At 61.4% G+C, this 24,123-nt stretch carries 22 protein-coding genes and 1 pseudogene; 14 read left to right on the top strand and 9 right to left on the bottom strand.

The genetic code is table 11. From position 1 onward, the window contains the following. Positions 1–141 precede the first annotated feature (141 nt). Positions 142–1,635 (bottom strand): CoA-acylating methylmalonate-semialdehyde dehydrogenase, encoded by a 1,494-nt coding sequence (locus tag JWR98_RS18300; RefSeq protein WP_003171530.1) that lies wholly within the window; start codon positions 1,633–1,635, stop codon positions 142–144. A gap of 39 nt (positions 1,636–1,674) precedes the next feature. Next, positions 1,675–3,024 carry an omega-aminotransferase AptA gene (gene aptA, locus JWR98_RS18295; protein WP_003171529.1) on the bottom strand — a complete coding sequence of 450 codons (1,350 nt, stop codon included), beginning with the start codon at positions 3,022–3,024 and terminating at the stop codon, positions 1,675–1,677. A gap of 125 nt (positions 3,025–3,149) precedes the next feature. On the opposite strand from aptA, the gene JWR98_RS18290 reads away from it, so the two are divergent. The 6 genes from JWR98_RS18290 to JWR98_RS18265 all read left to right on the top strand — a co-directional run bounded on the left by JWR98_RS18290 (position 3,150) and on the right by JWR98_RS18265 (position 9,182). Continuing rightward, a complete protein-coding gene (locus tag JWR98_RS18290; protein WP_205490739.1) occupies positions 3,150–4,070 on the top strand; it encodes a LysR family transcriptional regulator in 921 nt (306 codons plus the stop codon). 88 nt (positions 4,071–4,158) lie between these two features. Continuing rightward, positions 4,159–5,553, top strand: coding sequence for a uracil-xanthine permease family protein (locus JWR98_RS18285; protein ID WP_078731410.1), 1,395 nt, complete (start codon positions 4,159–4,161; stop codon positions 5,551–5,553). Positions 5,554–5,640: 87 nt separating this feature from the next. Further along, positions 5,641–6,300 carry a TetR/AcrR family transcriptional regulator gene (locus JWR98_RS18280; RefSeq protein WP_078731409.1) on the top strand — a complete coding sequence of 220 codons (660 nt, stop codon included), beginning with the start codon at positions 5,641–5,643 and terminating at the stop codon, positions 6,298–6,300. Between the two features lie 12 nt (positions 6,301–6,312). Next, complete coding sequence (locus tag JWR98_RS18275) at positions 6,313–6,894, top strand: IMPACT family protein (protein WP_078731408.1); 582 nt, start codon at positions 6,313–6,315, stop codon at positions 6,892–6,894. A 57-nt stretch (positions 6,895–6,951) separates the two neighbouring features. Beyond that, positions 6,952–7,638 (top strand): SDR family oxidoreductase, encoded by a 687-nt coding sequence (locus tag JWR98_RS18270; RefSeq protein ID WP_078731407.1) that lies wholly within the window; start codon positions 6,952–6,954, stop codon positions 7,636–7,638. 185 nt (positions 7,639–7,823) lie between these two features. Then, positions 7,824–9,182 (top strand): 8-oxoguanine deaminase, encoded by a 1,359-nt coding sequence (locus tag JWR98_RS18265; RefSeq protein WP_205490736.1) that lies wholly within the window; start codon positions 7,824–7,826, stop codon positions 9,180–9,182. Between the two features lie 27 nt (positions 9,183–9,209). On the opposite strand, the gene JWR98_RS18260 is transcribed toward JWR98_RS18265, so the two are convergent. Continuing rightward, the gene (locus JWR98_RS18260; protein WP_141062988.1) at positions 9,210–10,301 is read right to left on the bottom strand and encodes a calcium:cation antiporter; all 1,092 of its coding nucleotides are present in this window, start codon (positions 10,299–10,301) and stop codon (positions 9,210–9,212) included. Positions 10,302–10,494: 193 nt separating this feature from the next. Here JWR98_RS18260 and JWR98_RS18255 point away from each other — a divergent pair, with 193 nt between their 5' ends. Beyond that, entirely contained in the window at positions 10,495–11,448 is a 954-nt protein-coding gene (locus tag JWR98_RS18255) for an adenosine deaminase (protein ID WP_003171521.1), read from the top strand. Between the two features lie 88 nt (positions 11,449–11,536). Here JWR98_RS18255 and JWR98_RS18250 read toward each other — a convergent pair whose 3' ends face one another. Both JWR98_RS18250 and JWR98_RS18245 read right to left on the bottom strand, forming a co-directional pair. Further along, positions 11,537–12,223, bottom strand: a complete 687-nt coding sequence (locus JWR98_RS18250) for an ArsR/SmtB family transcription factor (RefSeq protein WP_205490733.1) — start codon at positions 12,221–12,223, stop codon at positions 11,537–11,539. 134 nt (positions 12,224–12,357) lie between these two features. After that, entirely contained in the window at positions 12,358–13,287 is a 930-nt protein-coding gene (locus tag JWR98_RS18245; protein WP_078731403.1) for a LysR family transcriptional regulator, read from the bottom strand. A gap of 117 nt (positions 13,288–13,404) precedes the next feature. Between JWR98_RS18245 and JWR98_RS18240 the strand changes: the two genes are divergently transcribed. Both JWR98_RS18240 and JWR98_RS18235 read left to right on the top strand, forming a co-directional pair. Continuing rightward, positions 13,405–14,418 (top strand): zinc-binding alcohol dehydrogenase family protein, encoded by a 1,014-nt coding sequence (locus JWR98_RS18240; protein WP_205490730.1) that lies wholly within the window; start codon positions 13,405–13,407, stop codon positions 14,416–14,418. Between the two features lie 145 nt (positions 14,419–14,563). Next, on the top strand, positions 14,564–14,737 hold the full coding sequence (locus JWR98_RS18235; protein WP_003171514.1) for a hypothetical protein: 174 nt from the start codon (positions 14,564–14,566) through the stop codon (positions 14,735–14,737). An 8-nt stretch (positions 14,738–14,745) separates the two neighbouring features. On the opposite strand, the gene JWR98_RS18230 is transcribed toward JWR98_RS18235, so the two are convergent. Beyond that, on the bottom strand, positions 14,746–15,939 hold the full coding sequence (locus JWR98_RS18230; RefSeq protein WP_078731401.1) for a multidrug effflux MFS transporter: 1,194 nt from the start codon (positions 15,937–15,939) through the stop codon (positions 14,746–14,748). A gap of 85 nt (positions 15,940–16,024) precedes the next feature. Further along, positions 16,025–16,216 carry a heavy-metal-associated domain-containing protein gene (locus JWR98_RS18225; protein WP_078731400.1) on the bottom strand — a complete coding sequence of 64 codons (192 nt, stop codon included), beginning with the start codon at positions 16,214–16,216 and terminating at the stop codon, positions 16,025–16,027. Positions 16,217–16,363: 147 nt separating this feature from the next. On the opposite strand from JWR98_RS18225, the gene JWR98_RS18220 reads away from it, so the two are divergent. The 3 genes from JWR98_RS18220 (at position 16,364) to cueR (ending at position 19,410) form a co-directional block, all read left to right on the top strand. Beyond that, positions 16,364–16,744, top strand: a complete 381-nt coding sequence (locus JWR98_RS18220; RefSeq protein WP_003171511.1) for a hypothetical protein — start codon at positions 16,364–16,366, stop codon at positions 16,742–16,744. Positions 16,745–16,810: 66 nt separating this feature from the next. Further along, on the top strand, positions 16,811–19,012 hold the full coding sequence (locus tag JWR98_RS18215; RefSeq protein ID WP_078731399.1) for a heavy metal translocating P-type ATPase: 2,202 nt from the start codon (positions 16,811–16,813) through the stop codon (positions 19,010–19,012). Further along, positions 19,009–19,410: a Cu(I)-responsive transcriptional regulator gene (cueR, locus tag JWR98_RS18210; protein ID WP_078731398.1), complete on the top strand. Its 402-nt coding sequence runs from the start codon at positions 19,009–19,011 to the stop codon at positions 19,408–19,410. Before JWR98_RS18215 ends, cueR begins: the two co-directional genes overlap by 4 nt. 97 nt (positions 19,411–19,507) lie before the next feature. On the opposite strand, the gene JWR98_RS18205 is transcribed toward cueR, so the two are convergent. Beyond that, on the bottom strand, positions 19,508–20,407 hold the full coding sequence (locus JWR98_RS18205; RefSeq protein WP_078731397.1) for a PA4780 family RIO1-like protein kinase: 900 nt from the start codon (positions 20,405–20,407) through the stop codon (positions 19,508–19,510). Between the two features lie 124 nt (positions 20,408–20,531). Then, complete coding sequence (locus JWR98_RS18200) at positions 20,532–21,818, bottom strand: acetyl-CoA C-acetyltransferase (protein ID WP_205490728.1); 1,287 nt, start codon at positions 21,816–21,818, stop codon at positions 20,532–20,534. Positions 21,819–21,923: 105 nt separating this feature from the next. On the opposite strand from JWR98_RS18200, the pseudogene JWR98_RS18195 reads away from it, so the two are divergent. Both JWR98_RS18195 and JWR98_RS18190 read left to right on the top strand, forming a co-directional pair. After that, a pseudogene (locus JWR98_RS18195) lies at positions 21,924–23,266 on the top strand (3-oxoacyl-ACP reductase). Between the two features lie 2 nt (positions 23,267–23,268). Next, the gene (locus JWR98_RS18190) at positions 23,269–24,120 is read left to right on the top strand and encodes a MaoC family dehydratase (protein WP_078731394.1); all 852 of its coding nucleotides are present in this window, start codon (positions 23,269–23,271) and stop codon (positions 24,118–24,120) included. The last annotated feature ends 3 nt before the right edge of the window (positions 24,121–24,123 follow it).

The raw sequence follows: 24,123 nt of genomic DNA, 5'->3' as shown, positions 1-24,123 counted from the left end.
TCGACTGCGCCGGAAGTGGGCGAATTATAGGCTTCCAGAATCTGCCGTCAACCTTCTTTTTCATATTTCTGTCATATAGGTCAAAAACGCCCAGAAACGCGAAAGCCGGCCCCAAGGGGCCGGCTTTGCGTTTACCGAGCCTTACAAGCTGGGAAATGCGAACTGCGATGCTTCATGGCTGGCCCGTTGCGGCCAACGCTGGGTAATCGCCTTGCGACGGGTATAGAAACGCACCCCATCCGGCCCATACGCATGCAAATCGCCGAACAGCGAGCGCTTCCAGCCGCCAAAGCTGTGATAGGCCACAGGCACCGGCAAAGGAACGTTCACACCCACCATGCCCACTTCAATCTCGTCACAGAACAGACGCGCCGCTTCACCATCGCGAGTGAAGATACAGGTACCGTTGCCATATTCATGATCATTGATCAATTGCATCGCCGCTTCCAGGCTGTCCACCCGTACCACGCACAATACCGGGCCGAAGATTTCCTCTTTGTAGATGCGCATCTCAGGCGTCACACGATCAAACAAGCTGCCGCCCAAGAAGAACCCTTCCTCATGCCCCGCAACACTCAAGCCACGACCGTCGACGACCAGTTCCGCACCCGCAGCCACACCGTCTTCTATATAACCGCTGACCTTATCCCGCGCCTGCCCCGTCACCAAAGGCCCCATATCCAGGCCGCAGGACGTACCCGCCCCGATCTTCAGCGCCTTGACCTGCGGCACCAGCTTGGCGATTAACGCATCCGCCACCTGATCACCCACACACACAGCCACCGAAATCGCCATGCAGCGCTCGCCGCAGGAACCATATGCCGCGCCCATCAAGGCACTGACCGCATTGTCCAGATCCGCATCCGGCATCAGCACGGCATGGTTCTTCGCCCCACCCAGCGCCTGAACGCGCTTGCCGCGCTTGGTCGCCTCGGAATAGATGTACTCGGCAATCGGCGTTGAGCCCACAAAGCTCAGCGCTTTTACTTCCGGCGCTTGGATCAATGCATCCACCGCGCCCTTGTCGCCGTGCACCACACTCAGCACGCCTTTAGGCAGACCGGCTTCCTGCAACAGTTGTGCGATCAGCAGCGTTGAGCTCGGATCACGCTCCGAAGGCTTGAGGATGAAGCAGTTGCCGCACACAATCGCCAGCGGGTACATCCACAGCGGCACCATCGCCGGGAAGTTGAACGGGGTAATACCCGCCACCACACCCAACGGTTGGAAATCTGACCAGGCATCAATGTTCGGCCCGACGTTACGGCTGTACTCGCCCTTGAGAATCTCCGGTGCCGAGCATGCGTACTCCACGTTCTCGATCCCGCGCTTCAACTCGCCAGCAGCATCTTCCAAGGTCTTGCCGTGTTCCTCGCTGATCAATTGCGAGATACGCGCTTCGTTCTGCTCCAGCAACTGCTTGAAACGAAACATCACCTGGGCACGCTTGGCCGCCGGCGTATTGCGCCACGCGGGGAAAGCTGCCTTGGCCGAGTCAATTGCACGCTGGATAGTTTCACGACTGGCCAACGGCACCTGGTGAATCACCTGACCGGTGGACGGGTTGTATACGTCGGCACTACGGCCGCTGTCGTCGACCAGCTCGCCGTTGATCAAATGCTGGATAAGGCTCATGCAGGGCTCCTGAGAAATTGTTCTATATAGAAGGAGAAATCAGTCGATTTTGTTCAGCACTTCGCCGACCGCATCGAACAGGCGATCCAGGTCTTGCGGTTTGCTGTTGAAGGTTGGCCCGAACTGCAGGGTGTCGCCGCCAAAGCGCACGTAGAACCCGGCCTTCCATAAGGCCATGCCAGCCTCGAATGGGCGCACGATGGGGTCGCCGTCGCGTGTGGCGATCTGGATCGCACCGGCCAGGCCGTAGTTGCGAATGTCGATCACATTCTTGCTGCCCTTCAAACCATGCAGTGCATTCTCAAAGTGCGGCGCGACTTCGGCCACGCTCTGCACCAGGTTTTCCTTCTGCAACAGATCCAACGCCGCCAGACCGGCAGCGCACGCCACCGGGTGTGCCGAGTAGGTATAGCCGTGGGGGAATTCCACCGCGTACTCCGGCGTCGCCTGGTTCATGAAGGTCTGATAAATCTCGCTGCTGGCAATCACCGCGCCCATTGGGATCGCGCCGTTGGTGACTTGCTTGGCAATGCACATCAGGTCCGGGGTCACGCCGAAGCTGTCGGCGCCGAACATCGAGCCGGTACGGCCGAAACCGGTGATCACTTCGTCAAACACCAGCAGGATGTTGTGCTGGTCGCAAATCTCACGCAGACGCTTGAGGTAACCCTGCGGCGGCACCAGTACACCGGCGGAACCGGCCATCGGCTCGACAAATACGGCGGCAATATTGGAAGCGTCATGCAGTTCGATCAGCTTGAGCAGCTCATCGGCCAGCGCAATACCGCCCTGCTCCGGCATGCCACGGGAAAACGCATTGCTCGCCAACAAGGTGTGCGGCAGATGGTCAACATCCATCATCGCCTGACCAAACATCTTACGGTTACCATTAACACCGCCCAGGCTGGTACCGGCGATGTTCACGCCGTGGTAGCCACGGGCACGGCCGATCATCTTGGTCTTGGTCGCCTGGCCTTTCAGGCGCCAGTAGGCACGCACCATCTTCACCGCGGTATCGGCGCACTCGGAACCGGAGTCGGTGAAGAACACATGATTCAGGTTGCCTGGGGTCAGGTCGGTAATCTTTTCCGCCAGTTGGAAGGACAACGGATGACCGTACTGGAAGCCCGGAGAGTAGTCCAAGGTGCCCAGTTGCTTGGCCACCGCCTCCTGGATTTCCTTACGCGTATGCCCGGCGCCGCAAGTCCACAGGCCCGACAACGAGTCGTAGACCTTGCGCCCCTTGTCATCCGTCAACCAGCTGCCTTCGGCGGCCACGATCAGGCGCGGGTCACGCTGGAAGTTACGGTTAGCGGTGTAGGGCATCCAGTGAGCATCAAGCTTCAGTTGGCTGGCCAGGGACGATGGGGCGTTTTCGGGCATGTTCATCAGCAAAACCTCGCAGGGCAAACGACGGCGTCGGGATTGAAAAGCATTGTTGCAGCTAAATTGCCACGGGGATAAAGTTGATGAAATCCAACTTTTCTAACCTTCAGTCAGACCACGACTAAACTATGAGCCTGCGTCGACCCGATCCCCTGGCCCAAGTCAGCGACTTCGATATCCGCCTGCTGCGCATCTTTCGCAGTGTAGTGGAGTGCGGCGGTTTCTCCGCGGCGGAAACGGTACTCGGTATCGGTCGTTCAGCCATCAGCCAACAGATGAGCGACCTTGAGCAGCGCCTCGGTCTAAGGCTTTGCCAAAGGGGCCGCGCCGGGTTCTCCCTGACCGAAGAAGGCCGGGAGGTCTACCAATCTGCTCTGCAACTACTGAGTGCGTTGGAAAGTTTCCGCACCGAGGTCAACGGCCTGCACCAGCATTTGCGCGGCGAATTGATCATCGGCCTCACCGACAATCTCGTCACCCTGCCGCACATGCGCATCACCCACGCCTTGGCGCAGTTGAAGGAGCGCGGCCCGGATGTGCAGATCCAGATCCGCATGATCGCGCCCAATGAAGTCGAACAGGGCGTGCTCGACGGGCGCCTGCATGTCGGCGTGGTCCCTCAGGCCAGCGCCCTATCGGGGCTGGAATACCAACCGCTGTACAGCGAACGCTCCCTGCTCTACTGCGCGGTCGGTCATCCACTGTTTTATGCCGACGACAAGCAACTGGACGACGAACGCATCGACAGCCAGGACGCCATCGCCCCCACCTTCCGCCTGCCTGCCGAGATCCAGGCCCACTACCAGGCGCTCAACTGCACGGCCAGCGCCTCGGACCGCGAAGGCATGGCCTTCCTGATCCTCACCGGCCGCTATATCGGCTACCTGCCCGATCACTACGCCAGCCTATGGGTGCAACAAGGCCGACTGCGCGCGCTGAAATCGGCTACGCATTTTTACGATTTAAGCCTGGCATCGGTCACGCGCAAGGGCCGTCGCCCTCATTTGGTGCTGGAAAGCTTCCTGGACAGCCTGGCCGCAACACGTTGACGCGGGCCTCGCGCAAAAAGCTGAGCAATTGGACAGCTTTTTGCAAGAGTACTTGGACCTAGAATCGTCCGCCTCGAGTTAGCCCGCCATGCCACCAGAATCCTCCAGCCCCAGCGACCTGATCTACGGCCTCAACGACCGTCCGAAACCCGCACCGGCCTTTTTGGCCGCACTGCAACATGTGCTGGCCGCTTTTGTAGGCATCATCACCCCGCCACTGATCATCGGCTCCACCCTGGGCCTGACCGCGCATTTGCCCTACCTGATCAGCATGGCGCTGATGGTGTCCGGGGTCGGCACCTTCATCCAGGCGCGCAGGCCGTTTGGCATCGGCGCCGGGATGATCTGCCTGCAAGGCACCAGCTTCGCATTTCTCGGCGCGGTACTTTCAGCCGGTTTCCTGGTGAAACAACGCGGCGGCAGCCCGGAAGACATCATGGCGATGATCTTCGGCGTGTGCTTTTTCGGCGCAGCGGTGCAGATCGTGCTGAGCCGTTTCATTGGCCAACTGCGCCGCGTAATCACGCCACTGGTCACCGGCATCGTGATCACCTTGATCGGTATCAGCCTGATCAAAGTCGGCATCACCGACCTCGGCGGCGGCTTCAATGCCCCTGACTTCGGCGCCCCCACCAATCTGGCGCTGGGCCTGTTCGTGGTGTTGACGATCATCCTGCTCAACCGCTCGAACACGGCCTGGGTGCGCCTCTCGGCCATCATCATCGGCCTGGTTCTCGGCAGTCTGGCCGCCTGGCTCAGCGGCAAACTGGTCCCCCAGGCCCTTGCGGACTTGCCCTGGGTCAGCGTGCCGATACCGTTTCGCTTTGGCTTCAATTTCGACTGGAGCGCCTTCCTACCGATCGCGCTGATTTATCTGATCAGCAGCATCGAAACGGTCGGCGACCTCACCGCCAACTGCATGATCGCGCGCCAACCCATCAGCGGCCCTTCTTATATAAGCCGACTCAAAGGCGGCGTGCTGGGTGATGGTGTCAGTTGCATGATTGCCGCTACGTTCAGTGCCTTCCCCAATACCACCTTCGCGCAGAACAACGGTGTGATCCAACTCACCGGCGTGGCCAGCCGTTACATCGGCTTATATATCGGTGTGGTGTTGTTTTGCCTCGGTTTGTTTCCGTTGATTGGCGCCGTGTTGCAACAACTCCCCAAACCGGTACTGGGCGGCGCGACCCTGGTAATGTTCGGCAGTGTGGCCGCCGCCGGCGTACGCATCCTCGCCCAGGCACCGCTGGATCGACGTAGCATGCTGATCATCGCCACCTCGTTTGGCGTCGGCCTGGGCATCGCCGCCCAGCCAAACCTGTTGCACCAGATGCCGACATTGGTACAGAACCTGTTCGACTCCGCCATCACCAGCGGTGGCCTGACCGCCATTGTGTTGTGCCTCTTGTTACCGGAAGCCAAAGCGACCCACACAGGCACAAACCACTCGCCGGAAAGCGACACACTGGAATCGCTTTGACGGTTTTATTGCATCGGGACTTGTCTGGGGCTTGAGGGTGGGTTATCTGTGCACACGTCGTCTCTCTCGATCAGCACGGTACTCTCCATGAGCCTCGAAGTTCCCGCCCACAGCAACCACGCCGGTAAACCCGCCAGCCGCATTCGGCAAAAGAACGAACAAGCGATTCTCCAGGCTGCTGAGGATGAGTTCGCGCGCCATGGCTACAAGGGCACCAGCATGAACACCATTGCTGCGAGTGCGGGGCTGCCCAAAGCCAATCTGCATTATTACTTCACTAACAAGCTGGGCCTGTATATCGCGGTGCTCAGCAATATCCTCGAACTGTGGGACAGCACGTTCAATACGCTGACCGCCGAAGACGACCCGGCCGTGGCCCTCTCTCGCTACATCCGCACCAAGATGGAGTTCTCGCGGCGCCAGCCCCAGGCCTCGCGGATCTTTGCCATGGAGATCATCAGCGGCGGCGAATGCCTCACCGAATATTTCAGCCAGGACTACCGCGCCTGGTTCAGTGGCCGTGCGGCGGTGTTCCAGGCCTGGATCGACGCGGGCAAGATGGACGCCGTCGACCCGGTACACCTGATCTTCCTGCTGTGGGGCAGCACCCAGCATTACGCCGATTTCGCCACCCAGATCTGCCGCGTGACCGGTCGCAGCAAGCTGACCAAGCAGGACATGGAAGACGCCGGCAGCAACCTGATCCACATCATTCTCAAAGGCTGCGGCATCAAGCCAGCCCTCTAGACGAAGCCACTCATGCCTTTCACGCTCACAGGCCTGTGCGAATTTCGCGAAGAAATACGCAAAAGCCGCTTTATCACCCTCGCCGTGCCGATTACCAGCCCGCAGGACGCCCAGGCGTTTTTCGAGCAGCACAGTGATCTGAACGCCACACACAATTGCTGGGCCTGGAAGCTAGCCGATCAATACCGCAGCAATGACGACGGCGAACCCGGCGGCACCGCCGGGCGGCCAATCCTGGCGGCCATCGAGGCCCAGGGTTTCGATCAAGTCGCAGTGCTGGTGATTCGCTGGTACGGCGGCATCCAACTGGGCACCGGTGGCCTGGCCCGTGCCTACGGTGGCGGCGCAAATAAATGTCTGCAAACAGCCGAGCGCATTGAACTGATCAGCCGCGTAGCGCTGAGTTGCGCCTGCGGCTTCTCCGAGTTGAACCTGGTGAAGCTGCGCGTTGCCGAACTGGACGGACTGGTTATAGAGGAAACCTTCACCGCCAACGGTGTGGAACTGCAACTGGCCCTGGGTGAAGCCCACATCGATACCCTGCAAACCCAGCTCGCCGACCTGAGCCGTGGGCGTATCCTGCTGCAACGCTGAAACTGCTACTGTTGTTCCGCGCCATTCCCTGAACCGCGACGCCAAAGGAAGCTATTCATGTCTACGCCAAAAACCGCACTGATCATCGGCGCCTCGCGCGGGCTGGGCCTTGGCCTTGTCAAGCAATTGCTCCAGGACGGCTGGGACGTGACCGCCACCGTGCGTGACCCGAGCAAGGCCGATGCTCTGAAAGCCGTGGGCCCGGTGCAGATCGAAAAACTCGACATGGACGATCAGCAAGCCGTGATTGCCCTGGCCCAACGCCTCAAGGAGCGGACTTTCGACTTGCTGTTCGTCAATGCCGGTGTCAAAGGCCCGGCCAACCAGGAGCCTGGTCACGTCACATTGGCCGAAGTCGGCCAACTGTTTTTCACCAACGCCGTGGCACCGATCAACCTGGCACAGCGCTTTGTCGGGCAGATCCGCAAGGACAGCGGCGTACTGGCCTTCATGAGTTCGGTACTGGGCAGCGTGACCATCCCCGACGGCTCAGACCTGGCGCTGTACAAGGCCAGCAAAGCCGCGCTCAACTCCATGACCAACAGTTTCATCACCCAGCTGGGCGACCACAAACTCACCGTACTGTCGATGCACCCGGGCTGGGTCAAGACCGCCATGGGCGGAGAAGACGCGCCTATCGATGTCGACACCAGCGTGCGCGGCCTGGTGGAGCAGGTAAATGCCTACACCGGCAAAGGCGGCCACCACTTTGTGGACTACAAAGGCGACACCATCGCCTGGTAAACGCTGCGGATCGAAATGTGGAGGGGCAAGTCCCCTCCCACATTGATAACGTCTATTTCCTACAGGTAGACCCGATTCCGAACTACACGTAATCTACCACCTCGCCTTCACCGGCGACCCTGGATCAGCAGACAGGGCAACACTGAGCTGGCAAACCTGAACCCATCATTCAGAGGAGCCGGCCAATGCCTGCGACCCGTATCTGGTTAAAAAACCCCCTCGCGATTTTCACTGCCAATGGTCTCGACGCCCGTGGCGGCCTGGTGCTGCAAGACGGCGTGATCACCGAAGTGCTGGCCCACGGGCAAGCTCCCGCGCAGCCTTGCACACAGGTGTTCGATGGCCGTGAGCATGTGGTGCTGCCGGGGCTGATCAACACCCACCACCACTTCTACCAAACCCTGACCCGCGCCTGGGCACCGGTGGTCAACCAGCCCTTGTTCCCTTGGCTCAAAACCCTGTACCCGGTATGGGCGCGTCTGACGCCGGAGAAACTCGCCCTGGCCAGCAAAGTCGCACTGGCCGAGCTGCTGCTCTCAGGCTGCACCACCGCAGCCGATCACCACTACCTGTTCCCCGATGGGCTGGAAAACGCCATCGATGTACAAGTCGACAGCGTGCGTGAACTGGGCATGCGCGCCATGCTCACCCGCGGTTCCATGAGCCTGGGCGAAGCGGACGGCGGCTTGCCACCGCAGCAGACGGTGCAACAAGGCCAGGTGATTCTCGACGATAGCCAACGCCTGATCCGCGCCTACCATGAGCGGGGCGAAGGGGCACAGATCCAGATCGCCCTGGCGCCCTGCTCACCGTTTTCCGTCACGCCGCAAATCATGCGAGCCAGCGCCGAGATGGCCAACAGCCTGGACGTGCGCCTGCACACCCACTTGGCGGAAACCCTCGACGAGGAAGACTTTTGCCTGCAGCGCTTCGGCCTGCGCACCGTGGACTACCTCGACAGCGTCGGCTGGCTCGGCCCGCGCACCTGGCTGGCGCATGGCATTCACTTCAATCCGGATGAAATCGCGCGCCTGGGCGCCGCCGGTACCGGCATCTGCCACTGCCCAAGCTCGAACATGCGCCTGGCCTCTGGCATCTGCCCGACCCAGGATTTGCTCGCCGCCGGCGCGCCTATCGGGCTTGGCGTGGATGGCTCCGCATCCAACGATGCCTCGAACATGATCCTCGAAGCGCGCCAGGCGCTGTACATCCAGCGCCTGCGTTACGGCGCCGAAAAAATCACTCCTGAAGGCGTGCTCGGCTGGGCCACCAAAGGCTCGGCGCAATTGCTGGGACGTACGGATATCGGCGAATTGGCCGTCGGCAAACAGGCCGACCTGGCGCTGTTCAAGCTCGATGAGCTGCGCTTCTCCGGTAGCCATGATCCGATTTCAGCGCTGCTGTTGTGCGGCGCTGACCGAGCGGATCGGGTAATGGTCGCAGGCAAATGGCGAGTGATCGACGGGCAGGTCGAGGGCCTGGACTTGAAGGGTTTGATCGCCGATCACACCCAGGCCGCACGGCAGTTGATCGCCGGCACCTAAGCAAACACAGTTCAAATCCTGCAGTGCTTATAGGCCTAGCAGAGACAACATGATAAAGGTCGCAAACAGCACAAAATGGGTCATCCCTTCGATGGCGTTGGTTTCGCCATCGTTGAGGTTGATCGCACTCACGATCAACGTAATAAACACCATCACCGTCTGCACCGGGGTCATCGCCATCTGGAACGGCTGGCCGGTGTAAAGCGCCATGGCCTCCATCACCGGCACCGTCAGAATCACCGTCGACAAGGAAGCACCCAGCGCGATGTTGACCACCGACTGCATGCGGTTGGCCAACGCTGCGCGCAACGCCGTCAGAATTTCCGGCGCCGCCGAAATAGCCGCCACTACAATCGCCGTGATCACCGGCGGTGCGCCCGTGCCTTCCAGGCCCAGGTCGAGTGTCTTGGACATCACCTCGGCCAGTGCGCCAATCACGATCACACCAAACACCAGGGTACCGATGGAGAACGCCAGGTTCACCGGCGTTTCCTGCTCTTCTTCGGGCAGTTTCCTGCGACGTTTTTCCGGGTAGCTGTAGCTGAAGAAGTAACTGTGCGGCCCAACCTGCATACGCAGGAACAAGGTGTAGAGCACCACCATCGCGCCGATGGTGAAGGCCGAGTAAATTTTCCAGTCAGCTTCGGGGATAAATTCCGGCACCACCATCGACACGCCCATGGCGGTAAGAATCATCACACTGTAGGTACGTGCTGAATCATCGTTGTAGGACTGCTCGCCATGCTTGATGCCGCCCATCAACGCGGCCAGGCCGAGGATACCGTTGATATCGAGCATTACAGCGGAGTAGATGGTATCTCGCACCAGGGTCGGCGATGGTTCGTTACTCATCATGATCGCCAGGATCACCACCTCCACCAACACCGCCGCGAGGGTCAGGATCATGGTGCCGTAGGGATCGCCGACTTTTTCCGCCAATTGCTCGGCGTGGTGGGCCACACGCATCGACGCCATCACGATGAAAGCGATCAGCGCCACACCGGCCAACAGCGCCACCATTTGCCCGCTGTGCAGCATCCAATGCTCCAACGGGTACGCAGCAATGGCAGCAATCAGCGCCAGCAGCATGAATTTTTCTTGCTTGAGGAGTGTGAGCATTACGGGCCTTTTCAAACGGCAAATCAGTCATTGATGGGGTACAGACTGCGCCACGCTGCTAACGTTTCGTTACATCTTAGTTGACGCCGCCCTTGTACGAATAAAACGAATACTCTCCTGCCGGTCAGGTTTTACCGATTATTTCGGCCATGCCCTGTAGAATGCCGCCATTGCACCTGATGAGATTTTAAAAATGTACGATTGGCTCAACGCCCTGCCCAAGGCAGAACTGCACCTGCATCTGGAAGGCTCGCTGGAGCCTGAATTGCTGTTCGCCCTGGCTGAACGCAATAAAATCGCGCTGCCGTGGAACGACGTTGAAACCCTGCGCAAGGCCTACGCCTTTAACAACCTGCAGGAATTTCTCGACCTGTACTACAAAGGCGCCGACGTGCTGCGCACCTCTCAGGATTTCTACGACCTGACCTGGGCCTACCTGCTGCGCTGCAAAGCGCAGAACGTGATCCATACCGAACCTTTCTTCGACCCGCAAACCCACACCGACCGTGGCGTGCCGTTCGAAGTGGTGCTTAACGGCATCGCCGCTGCGCTTAAAGATGGCGAGCAGCAACTGGGCATCACCAGCGGCCTGATCCTCAGCTTCCTGCGCCACCTGAGCGAAGACGAAGCGCAGAAAACCCTCGACCAGGCGCTGCCTTTCCGTGACGCGTTCGTCGCCGTCGGCCTGGACAGTTCGGAAATGGGCCACCCGCCGAGCAAGTTCCAGCGCGTGTTCGACCGTGCCCGCCACGAAGGCTTCCTCACCGTCGCCCACGCCGGCGAAGAAGGCCCGCCGGAGTACATCTGGGAAGCCATCGACCTGCTGAAAATCCAGCGTATCGACCATGGCGTGCGGGCCATCGAAGACGAGCGCCTGATGCAACGCATCATCGACGAGCAGATCCCGCTCACCGTGTGCCCGCTGTCCAACACTAAGCTCTGCGTATTCGACGACATGGCCCAGCACAACATTCTCGACATGCTTGAGCGTGGCGTGAAGGTAACGGTGAACTCGGACGATCCGGCGTACTTCGGTGGTTATGTAACCGAGAACTTCCACGCGCTGTACACCTCGCTGGGCATGACCCAGGACCAGGCCAAACGCCTGGCGCAAAACAGCCTGGACGCTCGACTCGTAAAACCGTAACTGGATAACACAGGCCAAAACTGTGAGCGGGCTTGCCGTGGCGAGCCCGCATTGGCTTTGTGTTGCCTGCTTGCACAGCGAAAGGTATCTACGACAGGGCCAATCGGGCGATTTCCACCAGCCCGAGATCGCTCACCTCAAGCGCCTGGGACTCATTGATCAAACTCACCCAGTTCGACTGCAAAAACAGTTGTAACAGCCCAGTACCCAACGTCCCCCCCAGATGCGGTTGCTGCCGGCTCCAATCAAAACAATCGCACACCAGCGGCGACGCCAGCGCCTGGATGAAAATGCCCAGGTCCGCCAACTGCTGCGCGCCCTTGACCGTGACCTCGATGCGCTGTTCAAGGCGTTCAATCCAACCCGTCGCCATCATCCGTTCGTAGAGCGCCGCCGCCAACTCGCCGCCGAGATGGCCATGGCACAGCCGGGCATGGCGCAATGACGGTGGCGCCAGCAGCAGCGGTGGTGAAGTTCCCGACGCTCTGCGTGCCGCACTGGCGAAGGTGGTGTTTGCCAATGCATCGATGGCAGCCCTCACATCCGGGGCCGCCACGCGGAACAAGCGCCCGCCGCGGCGTGCCTCAATGCGTAGCAAGCCGCTGCCGGTCAACCGCGCCAGATGCGCATTGGCCGAGGCCGGCGACAGCCCGGCCAGCGTTGCCAGCTCCTGCGACGATCGGGCCGAACCGTCCATCAACGCCCAGAGCATGGCCGTGCGTTTTGGCTCGGCAAGCAAGCTGGCGATCTGGCTGATGCAAGGTGCTTCTTCCATCGATTCACTCCCTGTCGAACTATTTTTGTGCTGCGGTTGGCGCCAAAGTATAGGTGCGCTTTCCGCCAGTTCCACGGCGTCTGACAGCGTAGATAGGGACAGGCTCTGAGTGAAATTTCCTGCTGTGATGAAGGTTATTGCCCCGTGCCCACGCGTGCCGGCAACTGCGCGGTCAATGTCGCACAACGGGACACGAGCATTTCGCGCAGCAGGTTGATGGGTTTGCTCAACTGGGCGCGGTGGGCGCACAGCAGGTTGAGCGGCGTACGCTCGCCACGCAGCTCCGGCAGGATCAAGCGCAAGCGCCCGGCCAGCACGTCGGTGCTCACATCCAGCCAGGACTTGTAGGCAATGCCCACGCCCGCCACCGCCCAACGGCGCACCACATCGGCATCGTCACTGAAGCGGTCGCCGCCAACTGTCAGGCTGACGTCACGTTTGCCGTCGTGAAAAGCCCAATGGTCATGCACGCGACTGCCGAGCATATACAGCAGGCAATTGTGCTGGGCCAACTGCTCCAGGTGTCGAGGTTCGCCGTGCCGCGCCAGGTAGCCGGGGGCCGCGCACAATACGCGGACATTGTGCGGGGCCACAGGCAGCGCGATAAGGCTGGAATCCTCCGGCTCACCGTAGCGCAGGGCGATGTCCACCGGCTGACGGAACAGGTCGGCAATCCGATCGCCCAACAACAGGCGCACGGTGAGCTGCGGGTATTCGCGCTGGAATTCGTCCAGCCATGGCAACAACTGGTTACGGCCAAAATCGGAGGGCGCCGACAGTTGCAACACGCCGCTGACATGGTCCTGGCCACTGGCCAATAAGCGCCGCCCCTCATCCAGCGAACTCAGCGCAGCGCGCGCGTAGTCCAGGAAGCCTTCACCTTCGGCGGTCAACCGCAGGCTGCGAGTCGAGCGCGCCAGCAAGCGCGCGCCCAGTTGCTGTTCGATGCGTTTAAGCGCAGCGCTGGCCACGGCGGGCGACAGTTCCATCACCCGCGCCGCGGCCGACAGGCTGCCCAAGTCGGCCGCGCGCACAAACAACTGCAAATCATCAAAGCGCAGCATCTATCCGCCCATTATCAAAATTTTATTGAAACAGCCTAACGTTTTAGCGGCTTTTATCTTCGTGGGAAATAGCCAATTATCTGTTTACCTGATCACCACCCTTTCTCCGGAACCCCCATGAAAGCCATTGCCTACTACGCCTCCCTGCCCATCAACGACGAACAATCGCTGCAAGACATCGAACTGCCAGCGCCGGTCGCCGGCCCGCGCGATCTGCTGGTGGAAGTCAAAGCCATCTCGGTCAACCCGGTGGATACCAAGGTGCGCCAAAACGTCGCCCCGGAAAACGGCGCCGCCAAAGTGCTGGGCTGGGACGTGGCCGGTGTGGTCAAGGCGGTCGGCAGTGACGTGACCCTGTTCAAGGCCGGCGACAAGGTGTTCTATGCCGGCTCCCTGTTGCGCCCAGGCGGCAACAGCGAACTGCACAGCGTGGACGAGCGCATCGTCGGTCATATGCCCAAGAGCCTGAGTTTTGCCGAAGCCGCCGCGCTGCCGCTGACCACCATCACCGCCTGGGAACTGCTGTTCGAACGCCTGCAAGTGCGTGAGGGTAAACAGGATGAAGGCCAGAGCCTGCTGATCGTCGGCGCCGCCGGTGGCGTGGGCTCGATCCTGACCCAATTGGCCAGCCAGCTCACCGCCTTGAAAGTGATCGGCACCGCCTCGCGTCCGGAAACCCAGGCATGGGCCAAGGCACTTGGCGCCGACCTGGTGATCGACCACAGCCAACCACTGAGCGAAGCGCTGAAACAGGCCGGCCACCCGCAAGTGACCCACGTCGCCAGCCTGACCCAGACCGACCATCACCTGGACCAACTGGTCGAAGCGCTGCAGCCTCAGGGCAAACTGGCGTTGATCGACGATCCCAAGGCATTGGACGTGAGCAAGCTCAAGCGCAAGAGCCTGTCACTGCACTGGGAGTTCATGTACACGCGCTCGATGTTCGAAACCCCGGACATGATCGAGCAGCACAACCTGCTCAACCGCGTGGCCGAACTGATCGATACCGGAACCCTGGAAACCACGGTGGGCGAGCACTTTGGCGTGATCAACGCGGCGAACCTGCGCCGGGCCCATGCGCTGCTGGAAAGCGGCAAAGCCAAGGGCAAGATCGTGTTGGAAGGGTTCTAGGAAGCGTCTGTCAGTGTCGTCCATTATTCACGTGAGTCATGGACGACACCGCTAGTCAGAGACTTGATCCTTGTCACATTTGTGAGCGTATTCAGGTTTATATTGGCCGCCTTTGCCACGATTCTTTTACGTGAGGAAGTCAGCAATGAAAATCCTGATAAAAGCGTTAGCAAAATCCCAGTGGGAGGTCCGGCTGGATCAGAAAGCCATTATTTTCCACACCGAAGCCGAGGCCCGCGCCTTTGCCGATACCCTGCAGGCGCGCATCCAGGCGCCCCATCGCTTTCCTGTCAGCCAGCCACAGTCCGCCGCTGGCTGAACCGCCCTTCAGACCTGCGCCTGCAAGGCTCTGGTTCGTTGCAGGCGCTGGGTCGATACGGCCACCGTCACCGCCAACACACCGCACAGGCTGATGACCATCGCCATCGGCATGGCCGTGCCATCGTGCAACAGCCCCACCAACGACGCCGCGCCCGCCGCCACGCCGAACTGGATGCAGCCGAGCAACGCCGACGCGCTCCCCGCTCGGGCGCCCTGCCCGCTCATGGCGCAGGCCGACGTGTTGGGCAAAATGCAGCCCAGGCTGGCGATGCAGATAAACAACGGCACCAGCAATGGCCACAATGCGTCAGTGTGCAGCGCCGAAATACCCAGCAGCGTCATGCCTGCCAACGCATAGAGCCACACCGTGCGCGACAGCAAAAACGCCGGGCCACGCTTGGCCAGCAAGCGCGCGTTGAGCTGTGCCACCAGGATAAAACCGGCGGCGTTGGAACCGAACACCCAGCCGTAATGCTCGGCGGGCACGCCATAGAGCTTGATAAACACGAACGGTGAACCGGCGATGTAGGCAAACATCCCGGCAATCGACAGCGCGCCGGTCAGCGCGTAACCGAGGTAAACCCGGTCCGACAGCAGCCCCAAATAGCGGCGCAGCGAGCCGGACAACGGCTGACGCGGCTGATGAGCCGGGAAGGTTTCCGGCAAACCGACCGCCACGGCGACCGCCGCCATCACACTGAAAATCGACAACGCCAGGAAGATCGACTGCCAGCCCCACAGCCCTACCATCAGGCCACCGGCCAGTGGCGCAAGGATCGGCGCCAGACCGGTCACCAGCATCAATTGGGAAAACACCTTGGCCGAACCCACCGCATCACACTTGTCGCTCACCACCGCGCGGGAAATCACCATGCCTGCACAGCCGCCCAGCGCCTGCACGAAGCGGGCGCCGATCAACCAGTCCAGGGAAGGTGCATAGGCACAGGCGAAAGACGCCAGGGTAAACAGGGTCACGCCGCTGAGCAGCGGCCCGCGTCGACCGAAACGGTCCGCCAGCGGGCCGTAGATCAATTGGCCGATGGCCAGGCCGGCAAAATACACCGCCAGGGTCAACTGAATATGTTTTTCATCGGTGGCGAACGCCGTGGCCATTGCCGGAAAGCCCGGCAGGTAAAAATCGATCGCCAGCGGCGCGAAGGCGCTCAAGGCGCCCAGGATCAGAATTATGCGAAGGTTCATCAGGCACCCAAGTGAGTCGGCAGCCCCACAGTCTAGCCGGGCCTGGGTGCCTTGAACATAACGATAGCTCGCTAACGATTAAAAATCAGACGACGGTGTAGCCTTCTTCCGTGATCAACTTCGCGATCTCTTCAGGGGGAAGCTGGCTTTGCACACTAACTTGCTTCGTCGCGAGGTCGACCTCCACTTGCGCAGCCGGATCGCGGTCTTGCACCGCCTGGGTCACCGCCTTGACGCAATGGCCGCAGGTCATTCCTTCAACGCTGAATACTTGCATGACATGACTCCTTTGATGAGATTGACGCCAGTTTCGACCTTGCCACGATGGCAAGGTCAAGTTTTGAAAACTTTGGCCGGGCTGGTATTCGGTGGCGCTGTCGGCCAAGCTTGACGCATCGTTGATTCAACCCTCGGAGCATTCGCCATGCGCTGGTCGTTTTTTGGCCTTGTCGGCCTGATGAGCTTGTCTGCCGCTGCGCCCCTGGCCAGCGCCGCCGAAGACTATGCGGTCCTGATTATTTCCCGGGAGCGCCTGGAAGTACTGACCAACTGTGAGATCGGCCTGTACCTCAATGACCAGTTGGCAGGGCGGCTGTTCCAGGAGCAGGCCACCTCGTTCAACTTGCCGGCGGGCGATCTGTCGTTGCGCTTGAAGCTCCTGCCGGGCCAGGCACCCGGATGCCTTCCAGGCCTGCTGGCGCCGCCGGCGCAAAACATCAAGCTCAAGGTCGGTGAAGTGCGCAAGTTGCGTATCGCCCAAGGCCCGGACGGCATGTACCTCAAGCCCGCTGCACTGGAATACTGAAGACGCTTGACCTTCCCCACAGGTCAAGGTTGATCCTAGGCGCAACTTCTTCTGGAGGACCGCCCCATGAATGGATCCACCACCTTTGACCTGCCCATCAGCGGCATGACCTGCGCCAGCTGTGCCGGGCGTGTCGAGCGCGCATTGGGCAAGGTGCCGGGGGTGCAAAGCGTCAGCGTCAACCTGGCCAACGAACGCGCCCATGTTGAAGTACTCGGCCAGATGGACCCCGCGGTGTTGATCGCTGCCGTCGACAAAGCCGGCTACACCGCCACCCTGCCCCAAAGCGAAACCGTTACCGACGCCCACCAGGCCCAGCGACTGCACCGCGAGCGCTGGGCGCTGTTGCTGGCCATTGCGCTGGCATTGCCGCTGGTATTGCCGATGCTGGTGCAACCCTTCGGCGTGCATTGGATGTTGCCCGCCTGGGTGCAATTCGCCCTGGCCACTCCCGTGCAATTCATCTTCGGTGCGCGCTTTTATACAGCGGCCTGGAAAGCCGTACGCGCCGGTGCCGGCAATATGGACTTGCTGGTGGCCATCGGCACCAGCGCCGGTTACGGCCTGAGTATCTATGAATGGCTCACCGCCCCCACCGACAGCATGCCGCACCTGTACTTTGAAGCCTCGGCCGTGGTGATTGCCCTGGTGCTGCTGGGTAAATACCTGGAAAGCCGCGCCAAACGCCAGACCGCCAGCGCTATCCGTGCGCTGGAAGCTCTGCGTCCTGAACGCGCGATTCGCGTGCAGGACGGTCACGAAGAAGAGGTTGCCATCAGCGCACTGAAGCTGGATGACCGGGTATTGGTCAAGCCCGGCGAACGCTTCCCGGTGGACGGTGAAGTGATCGAAGGTCAAAGCCACGCCGACGAGGCGTTGATCAGCGGCGAAAGCCTGCCGGTGCCCAAACAACCCGGCGATAAGGTCACTGGCGGCGCCATCAATGGCGATGGTCGCCTGCTGGTGCGCACCACCGCGCTGGGTGCCGAAAGCGTATTGGCGCGGATCATTCGTCTGGTGGAAGACGCCCAGGCCGCCAAGGCGCCGATTCAGAAACTGGTGGATAAAGTCAGCCAGGTGTTCGTACCGGCGGTGCTGGTGCTGGCATTGATCACCCTGGTGGGCTGGTGGCTGTACGGCGCCCCGCTGGAAACCGCGATCATCAATGCCGTGGCGGTCCTGGTGATCGCCTGCCCTTGCGCCCTTGGGCTGGCCACCCCGACTGCGATCATGGCCGGCACCGGCGTCGCCGCCCGCTACGGCATCCTGATCAAGGACGCCGAAGCTCTGGAACGTGCCCATGAAGTGAGCGCCGTGGTGTTCGACAAGACCGGCACCCTCACCTCCGGCGCACCGAAAATCGCCCATTTGGCCGCAGTGGATGGCAATGAAGCCCTGCTGCTGCAACAGGCCGGCGCGCTGCAACGCGGCAGCGAACACCCGTTGGCCAAGGCAGTGCTGGACGCCTGCGACGAACGAGGGCTGACGGTCGCGGATGTGAGCGCCAGCCAATCCCTGACCGGACGCGGCATCGCCGGCACCCTCGACGGCCGGCGACTGGCCCTGGGCAACCACCGCTTGTTGCAAGAGAGCGGCTTGAGCGCCGGCGACCTGGCTACCCGCGCCCAAGACTGGGAGGCCGAAGGCCGCACCCTGTCGTGGCTGCTTGAACAAGGCGCGCAGCCCAAGGTGCTGGGGCTGTTCGCCTTTGGCGACACCCTCAAGCCCGGCGCGCTGCAAGCGGTGACTCAACTCAAGGCACGCAATATCAGCAGCCACTTGCTCACCGGCGATAATCGCGGCAGCGCCCGAGTGGTCGCGCAGGCGCTGGGCATCGACGATGTACACGCCGAAGTACTGCCCGCCGACAAAGCCGCCACCGTCGCCGAACTGAAAAAAACCGCTGTGGTGGCCATGGTCGGCGACGGCATCAACGACGCCCCGGCCCTGGCCGCCGCCGATATCGGCATCGCCATGGGCGGCGGCACCGATGTGGCCATGCACGCGGCCGGGATCACCCTGATGCGCGGCGACCCTCGCCTGGTACCCGCCGCGCTGGAGATCAGCCGCAAAACCTACGCAAAGATCCGCCAGAACCTGTTCTGGGCCTTTGTGTATAACTTGATCGGCATTCCCCTGGCCGCGTTCGGCCTGCTCAACCCAGTACTCGCGGGCGCGGCCATGGCCTTGTCCAGCGTCAGCGTGGTGAGCAATGCATTGCTGCTCAAAACCTGGAAGCCCAAGGACCTGGAGGATCAACGCCCATGAACATCGGCCAAGCCGCCCGACAGAGCGGGCTGAGTGCAAAGATGATTCGCTACTACGAGTCCATAGGCCTGCTCAAGGCCGCCCACCGTACCGACAGCGGTTACCGCGTGTACGGCGCGGAGGACCTGCACACCCTGGCGTTTATCAAGCGCTCGCGGGATCTGGGCTTTTCATTGGAAGAGGTCGGCAAACTGCTGACCCTGTGGCAGGACCGGCAACGGGCCAGCGCCGATGTGAAAGCCTTGGCGCGCCAGCATATCGAGGAGTTGAATCAGAAAATTGTGGAACTGGGGCAACTGCGCGACACGTTGCAGGACCTGGTGGAACACTGCCACGGCGATGATCGACCGGATTGCCCGATTCTCAAAGAGTTGGCGTCTGGAAGCTGCTGCGCCTGAGGGGTGTAACTGACCACACAAAACCCAATGTGGGAGGGACAAGTCGAATCGTCGCACCGCCCCACCCACATCTTTCAGATCTCCATTTGCTGGGAGATCACTGCATCCAAGGCGGAGGCGGTGGCTCTTCGGACGCTTTGCTCGCCGGCGCATCATCCGCAGCCCGAATCGCCTGACGACGCTCTTCATCCAAACGCGCCGCTTCGATCTCGCGGATCACACCGCCCACGTCCGCCAATTCTTCCGGCTCATCGAACTCGCCGGTCAAGATGCTGGCCGGGTGCAAGGTGCCGGCTTCGTACAGTGCCCACATTTCCTTGGCGTACTTGGTCTTCTTCAACTCCGGGGCAAAACGCCCGAAGTAGGAGGCCATGTTGCCCACATCCCGCTCCAGCATGCTGAACGCGTGGTTGTTGCCGGCCGCATCCACCGCCTGGGGCAGGTCGATGATCACCGGGCCAGTGGGCGTGAGCAGCACGTTGAACTCGGACAAGTCACCGTGCACCAGGCCGGTACACAGCATCAGCACGATCTGGGAAATCAGGAAGGCGTGGTATTCGCGCGCCTGGTCCGGGTCCAATGTCACGTCATTCAGACGCGGCGCTGCATCGCCGTACTCGTCGGCCACCAGCTCCATCAGCAGCACGCCTTCCAGGAAATCGTAGGGCTTGGGCACGCGAACGCCCGCACCCGCCAGGCGGAACAACGCCGCGACTTCAGCGTTCTGCCAGGCATCCTCGGTTTCTTTCTTGCCGAACTTGGAACCCTTGGCCATGGCCCGGGCCTGACGGCTGTTGCGGACCTTGCGGCCTTCCTGGTATTCGGACGCCTGACGAAAACTTCGTTTGTTCGCCTCCTTGTAAACCTTGGCGCAACGCAGTTCGTTGCCGCAGCGCACCACATAAACAGCTGCTTCTTTACCACTCATGAGTGGGCGCAGCACTTCGTCGACCAGACCGTCCTCGATCAAGGGCTCAATGCGTTTAGGAGTCTTCATCAGCTTTTATTGTGGGTCCTTTATTACCAAATACGCGTATGGCACTCGTTATACGGCAATCGGCCCGCCGGGGGGAGAGGCGACCGACCTTTGACCACTCAAGAATGCATCCTATATGCCAGTTTCACGGGTAATCACGCTCAATGATTGCCGTGACGCCCTGCCCACCGGCGGCGCAGATCGAAATCAACCCGCGCCCTTTGCCCGCCACGTCCAGCAGCTTGGCCAGACTGGCGACGATACGCCCACCCGTGGCCGCGAAAGGATGCCCGGCGGCCAGGGAACTGCCCTTCACATTCAAGCGGCTGCGATCAATGGCACCCAGCGGCGCGTCCAGCCCCAGGCGGGTCTTGCAGTAGTCCGCATCTTCCCATGCCTTGAGCGTGCACAACACTTGGGCAGCGAAGGCTTCATGAATCTCGTAGTAATCGAAGTCCTGCAGCGTCAGACCATTCCTCGCCAGCAGGCGCGGCACGGCGTACACCGGCGCCATCAGCAGGCCTTCGGCACCGTTGACGAAATCCACCGCCGCCGCTTCGCCATCACGCAGATAGGCCAGGATCGGCAAACCACGCGCCTTGGCCCAGGCTTCGCTGCCCAGCAGCACCAGGGATGCACCATCGGTGAGCGGCGTGGAGTTGCCGGCGGTGAGGGTGCCCTTTTCACTGCGTTCGAACGCGGGTTTGAGCGCGGCGAGTTTTTCCAGGGTCAGGTCGGGACGCAGGTTGTTGTCACGGGTCAGGCCCAGGAACGGTGTGAGCAAATCGTTGTGCCAGCCCTCAGCGTAGGACGCGGCCATTTTCTGGTGACTCTCAAGTGCAAGCTGGTCCTGCTCGGCACGCGGGATCTGCCAGGTCTGCGCCATCAATTCACAATGCTGGCCCATGGACAACCCGGTGCGCGGCTCGCCGTTGCGCGGCAGTTCGGGCTTGAGGTGATGGGGACGAAGCTGTAACAGGAGTTTTAATTTATCCGCCATGGATTTGCTGCGATTGGCCTGCAGCAGAATCTTGCGCAGCCCTTCATTCACGCCGATCGGCGCGTCGGACGTGGTGTCCACCCCGCCCGCAATGCCGCATTCGATCTGGCCTAACGCAATCTTGTTGGCCACCAGCAACGCCGCTTCCAGCCCGGTGCCGCACGCCTGCTGAATGTCATAGGCCGGGGTTTGCGGCGACAGGCGCGAGCCCAACACGCATTCGCGAGTGAGGTTGAAGTCACGCGAGTGCTTGAGCACGGCGCCGGCGGCCACTTCGCCCATGCGCAGGCCGTGCAGGTTGTAGCGTTCGATCAGGCCCTCCAGCGCCGCCGTCAGCATCGCCTGGTTGCTCGCCGTGGCATAGGGGCCATTGGAGCGGGCGAACGGAATGCGGTTACCGCCAATGATCGCCACACGGCGCAATTGAGTCATGGAAAGCTCCCTTTGTCTGTTATGGACCTGATCACTGAGCCTAGTCGAACGACTGCTACCCTGGGATGGTCAACCCTTTGAACCCCAGCCTTCGGAGAGCGTTCCATGTCTGACCGTTATATCGACTTCGCCAATTCAAGCCTCGGCCATCGTCTGGTCGCCGCCCTTGGCCTGCCGTCACCGGTACGCCTGGAACGCTGGCAGGCAGGCCGCCTGCGCCCGGTGGACGGTGCGCTGCTGCTGGGCGGCGGCGCGCTGGTAAACCGGGTGCAGCGTTTGCCAACAAACTCACCGATGCCATTTACAGCTATGGCACCGAGACGTCGACATGGATTCCCGGGCACGGTCCCAAGCTCAAGGCCGTGGTGTTCGACGCCAGCCACCTGCAGCACACCGACCAACTCAAGCAACTGCGCGAGTTCTTCCAACCGCTGCTGAAGAACCTGGATAACAGCGCGCACCTGGTGATCCTCGGCCGCGCTCCGGAAAGCCTCGACGATCCGTTTGCCGCCAGCGCCCAGCGCGCCCTCGAAGGCTTCAGCCGCTCGCTGGCCAAGGAGCTGCGCCACGGTGGGGTGTTGCAATTGCTCTATGTCGGCGACGGCGCCGAAGACCAGTTGGAAGGCGCGCTGCGCTTCTTTCTCTCGCCAAAAAGCGCGTACGTCTCTGGCCAAGTGATTCGCCTGCAGGCCTGCGCTACGCCCGTCGAGGACTGGACTCGCCCGTTGGCGGGTCGCAAAGCACTGGTTACCGGTGCGGCCCGTGGCATCGGCGCGTCCATCGCCGAAACCCTGGCCCGCGATGGCGCCGAGGTCATCCTGCTGGATGTGCCCCAGGCCAAGGCCGATCTCGAAGCGTTGGCCGCGCGACTGGGGGCGCGCACGGTGCCGCTGGATATCTGCGCCGAAGACGCCGCCGGCCAATTGATCGAACACCTGCCCGATGGCCTGGACATCCTGGTGCACAACGCCGGGATCACTCGCGACAAGACCTTGGCCAACATGACGCCGGAATACTGGGACGCGGTGCTGGCGGTGAACCTCAGCGCCCCCCAAGTGCTGACCCAGGCCCTGCTCGACAGTGGCGCCCTGCACGACAACGCCCGCGTGGTGCTGCTCGCGTCCATCAGCGGCATCGCCGGTAACCGTGGGCAAACCAACTATGCCGCGAGCAAGGCGGGCTTGATTGGCCTGGCCCAGGCATGGGCACCGCTGCTGGCGGAACGCGGGATCAGTATCAACGCCGTGGCCCCAGGCTTTATCGAAACGCAGATGACCGCGCACATTCCATTCGCGCTGCGTGAGGCCGGGCGGCGCATGAGTTCGCTGGGCCAGGGCGGTGTGCCGCAGGACGTCGCCGAGGCCGTGGCGTGGCTGGCTCAGCCGGGCTCCGGTGCGGTCAGCGGGCAAGCGCTGCGGGTGTGTGGGCAAAGTCTGCTGGGAGCATAAGCATGCATTGGCAAACCTTGGGCAATACCCCGTTTCTGCCGCCGCTGTATTGGCGCGCGGCGCTCAAACGCAAGATCACTGGCAGCACCTTGCCGGAACAGGGCTTGCGCTGCAGGGTCAGCGTCAATCCCAGGGACGTGGCGGCCTATCGCAAGGTCTGCGGGTTTATCGACAGCCCTATGTTGCCACCCACTTACCCGCACATTCTGGCGTTCGGTTTGCAGATGAAACTGCTCACCGACCCGCGCTTCCCCTTTCCCCTGTTGGGGTTGGTCCACCTGAACAACCGGATCCGCATTCATCGGCCGATGGGCAGCGTCAGTGACCTGTCCGTTGGCGTGCACGCGCAAAACCTGCTGCCTCACGCCAAGGGCGCGACCTTTGACCTGGTGACCACCGTTGAAGATTCCCTCGGCCCGCTGTGGGAAGCCGAGAGTCGCATGCTGTGCCGAGGTGTGAAGCTCGAGGGCGAAACAATGGCTGGCACGCACGCCATACCTGCTCAGGTCAGCGAACTGGCCCGCTGGAGCGCCCCCGCCGACATCGGCCGCCGTTATGCGCGTGTCTCGGGCGATTACAACCCGATTCACCTCAGCGCCCTGAGCGCAAAATTGTTCGGTTTCCCCCAGGCCATCGCCCATGGGCTGTGGAACAAGGCGCGCACGCTCGCCGCCCTGGCTGAGCATCTGCCCGCCGCCAATCTCGAAATAGCGGTCGAATTCAAGAAGCCGGTGCGCCTGCCCGGCGACGTGGTGTTGTTCGCCAGCGCTGCGGGTTCCAGTGGTGATTTGTGCTTGAAAGGCGCGGGCGATATTGAACATATGGTCGGTCAATGGCGGCCAATCAGCCCATGAATG

The organism is Pseudomonas lactucae (genome assembly GCF_016937615.1).
GTDB classification, from domain to species: domain Bacteria; phylum Pseudomonadota; class Gammaproteobacteria; order Pseudomonadales; family Pseudomonadaceae; genus Aquipseudomonas; species Aquipseudomonas lactucae.
Note: the sequence above shows the minus strand (reverse complement) of the source record. Positions and strands in the feature narration are given on the sequence as shown.

Bases quoted from the DNA above. Each gene is read 5' to 3' on its own strand.
- JWR98_RS18280 (WP_078731409.1), top strand. From the start codon at position 5,641: ATGAGCCTCGAAGTTCCCGCCCACAGCAACCACGCCGGTAAACCCGCC.
- JWR98_RS18235 (WP_003171514.1), top strand. From the start codon at position 14,564: ATGAAAATCCTGATAAAAGCGTTAGCAAAATCCCAGTGGGAGGTCCGG.
- JWR98_RS18275 (WP_078731408.1), top strand. From the start codon at position 6,313: ATGCCTTTCACGCTCACAGGCCTGTGCGAATTTCGCGAAGAAATACGC.
- JWR98_RS18250 (WP_205490733.1), bottom strand. From the start codon at position 12,223: ATGGAAGAAGCACCTTGCATCAGCCAGATCGCCAGCTTGCTTGCCGAG.
- cueR (WP_078731398.1), top strand. From the start codon at position 19,009: ATGAACATCGGCCAAGCCGCCCGACAGAGCGGGCTGAGTGCAAAGATG.
- JWR98_RS18230 (WP_078731401.1), bottom strand. From the start codon at position 15,939: ATGAACCTTCGCATAATTCTGATCCTGGGCGCCTTGAGCGCCTTCGCG.
- JWR98_RS18245 (WP_078731403.1), bottom strand. From the start codon at position 13,287: ATGCTGCGCTTTGATGATTTGCAGTTGTTTGTGCGCGCGGCCGACTTG.
- JWR98_RS18200 (WP_205490728.1), bottom strand. From the start codon at position 21,818: ATGACTCAATTGCGCCGTGTGGCGATCATTGGCGGTAACCGCATTCCG.
- aptA (WP_003171529.1), bottom strand. From the start codon at position 3,024: ATGAACATGCCCGAAAACGCCCCATCGTCCCTGGCCAGCCAACTGAAG.
- JWR98_RS18260 (WP_141062988.1), bottom strand. From the start codon at position 10,301: ATGCTCACACTCCTCAAGCAAGAAAAATTCATGCTGCTGGCGCTGATT.
- JWR98_RS18290 (WP_205490739.1), top strand. From the start codon at position 3,150: ATGAGCCTGCGTCGACCCGATCCCCTGGCCCAAGTCAGCGACTTCGAT.
- JWR98_RS18255 (WP_003171521.1), top strand. From the start codon at position 10,495: ATGTACGATTGGCTCAACGCCCTGCCCAAGGCAGAACTGCACCTGCAT.
- JWR98_RS18300 (WP_003171530.1), bottom strand. From the start codon at position 1,635: ATGAGCCTTATCCAGCATTTGATCAACGGCGAGCTGGTCGACGACAGC.
- JWR98_RS18215 (WP_078731399.1), top strand. From the start codon at position 16,811: ATGAATGGATCCACCACCTTTGACCTGCCCATCAGCGGCATGACCTGC.
- JWR98_RS18285 (WP_078731410.1), top strand. From the start codon at position 4,159: ATGCCACCAGAATCCTCCAGCCCCAGCGACCTGATCTACGGCCTCAAC.
- JWR98_RS18225 (WP_078731400.1), bottom strand. From the start codon at position 16,216: ATGCAAGTATTCAGCGTTGAAGGAATGACCTGCGGCCATTGCGTCAAG.
- JWR98_RS18240 (WP_205490730.1), top strand. From the start codon at position 13,405: ATGAAAGCCATTGCCTACTACGCCTCCCTGCCCATCAACGACGAACAA.
- JWR98_RS18220 (WP_003171511.1), top strand. From the start codon at position 16,364: ATGCGCTGGTCGTTTTTTGGCCTTGTCGGCCTGATGAGCTTGTCTGCC.
- JWR98_RS18265 (WP_205490736.1), top strand. From the start codon at position 7,824: ATGCCTGCGACCCGTATCTGGTTAAAAAACCCCCTCGCGATTTTCACT.
- JWR98_RS18270 (WP_078731407.1), top strand. From the start codon at position 6,952: ATGTCTACGCCAAAAACCGCACTGATCATCGGCGCCTCGCGCGGGCTG.
- JWR98_RS18190 (WP_078731394.1), top strand. From the start codon at position 23,269: ATGCATTGGCAAACCTTGGGCAATACCCCGTTTCTGCCGCCGCTGTAT.
- JWR98_RS18205 (WP_078731397.1), bottom strand. From the start codon at position 20,407: ATGAAGACTCCTAAACGCATTGAGCCCTTGATCGAGGACGGTCTGGTC.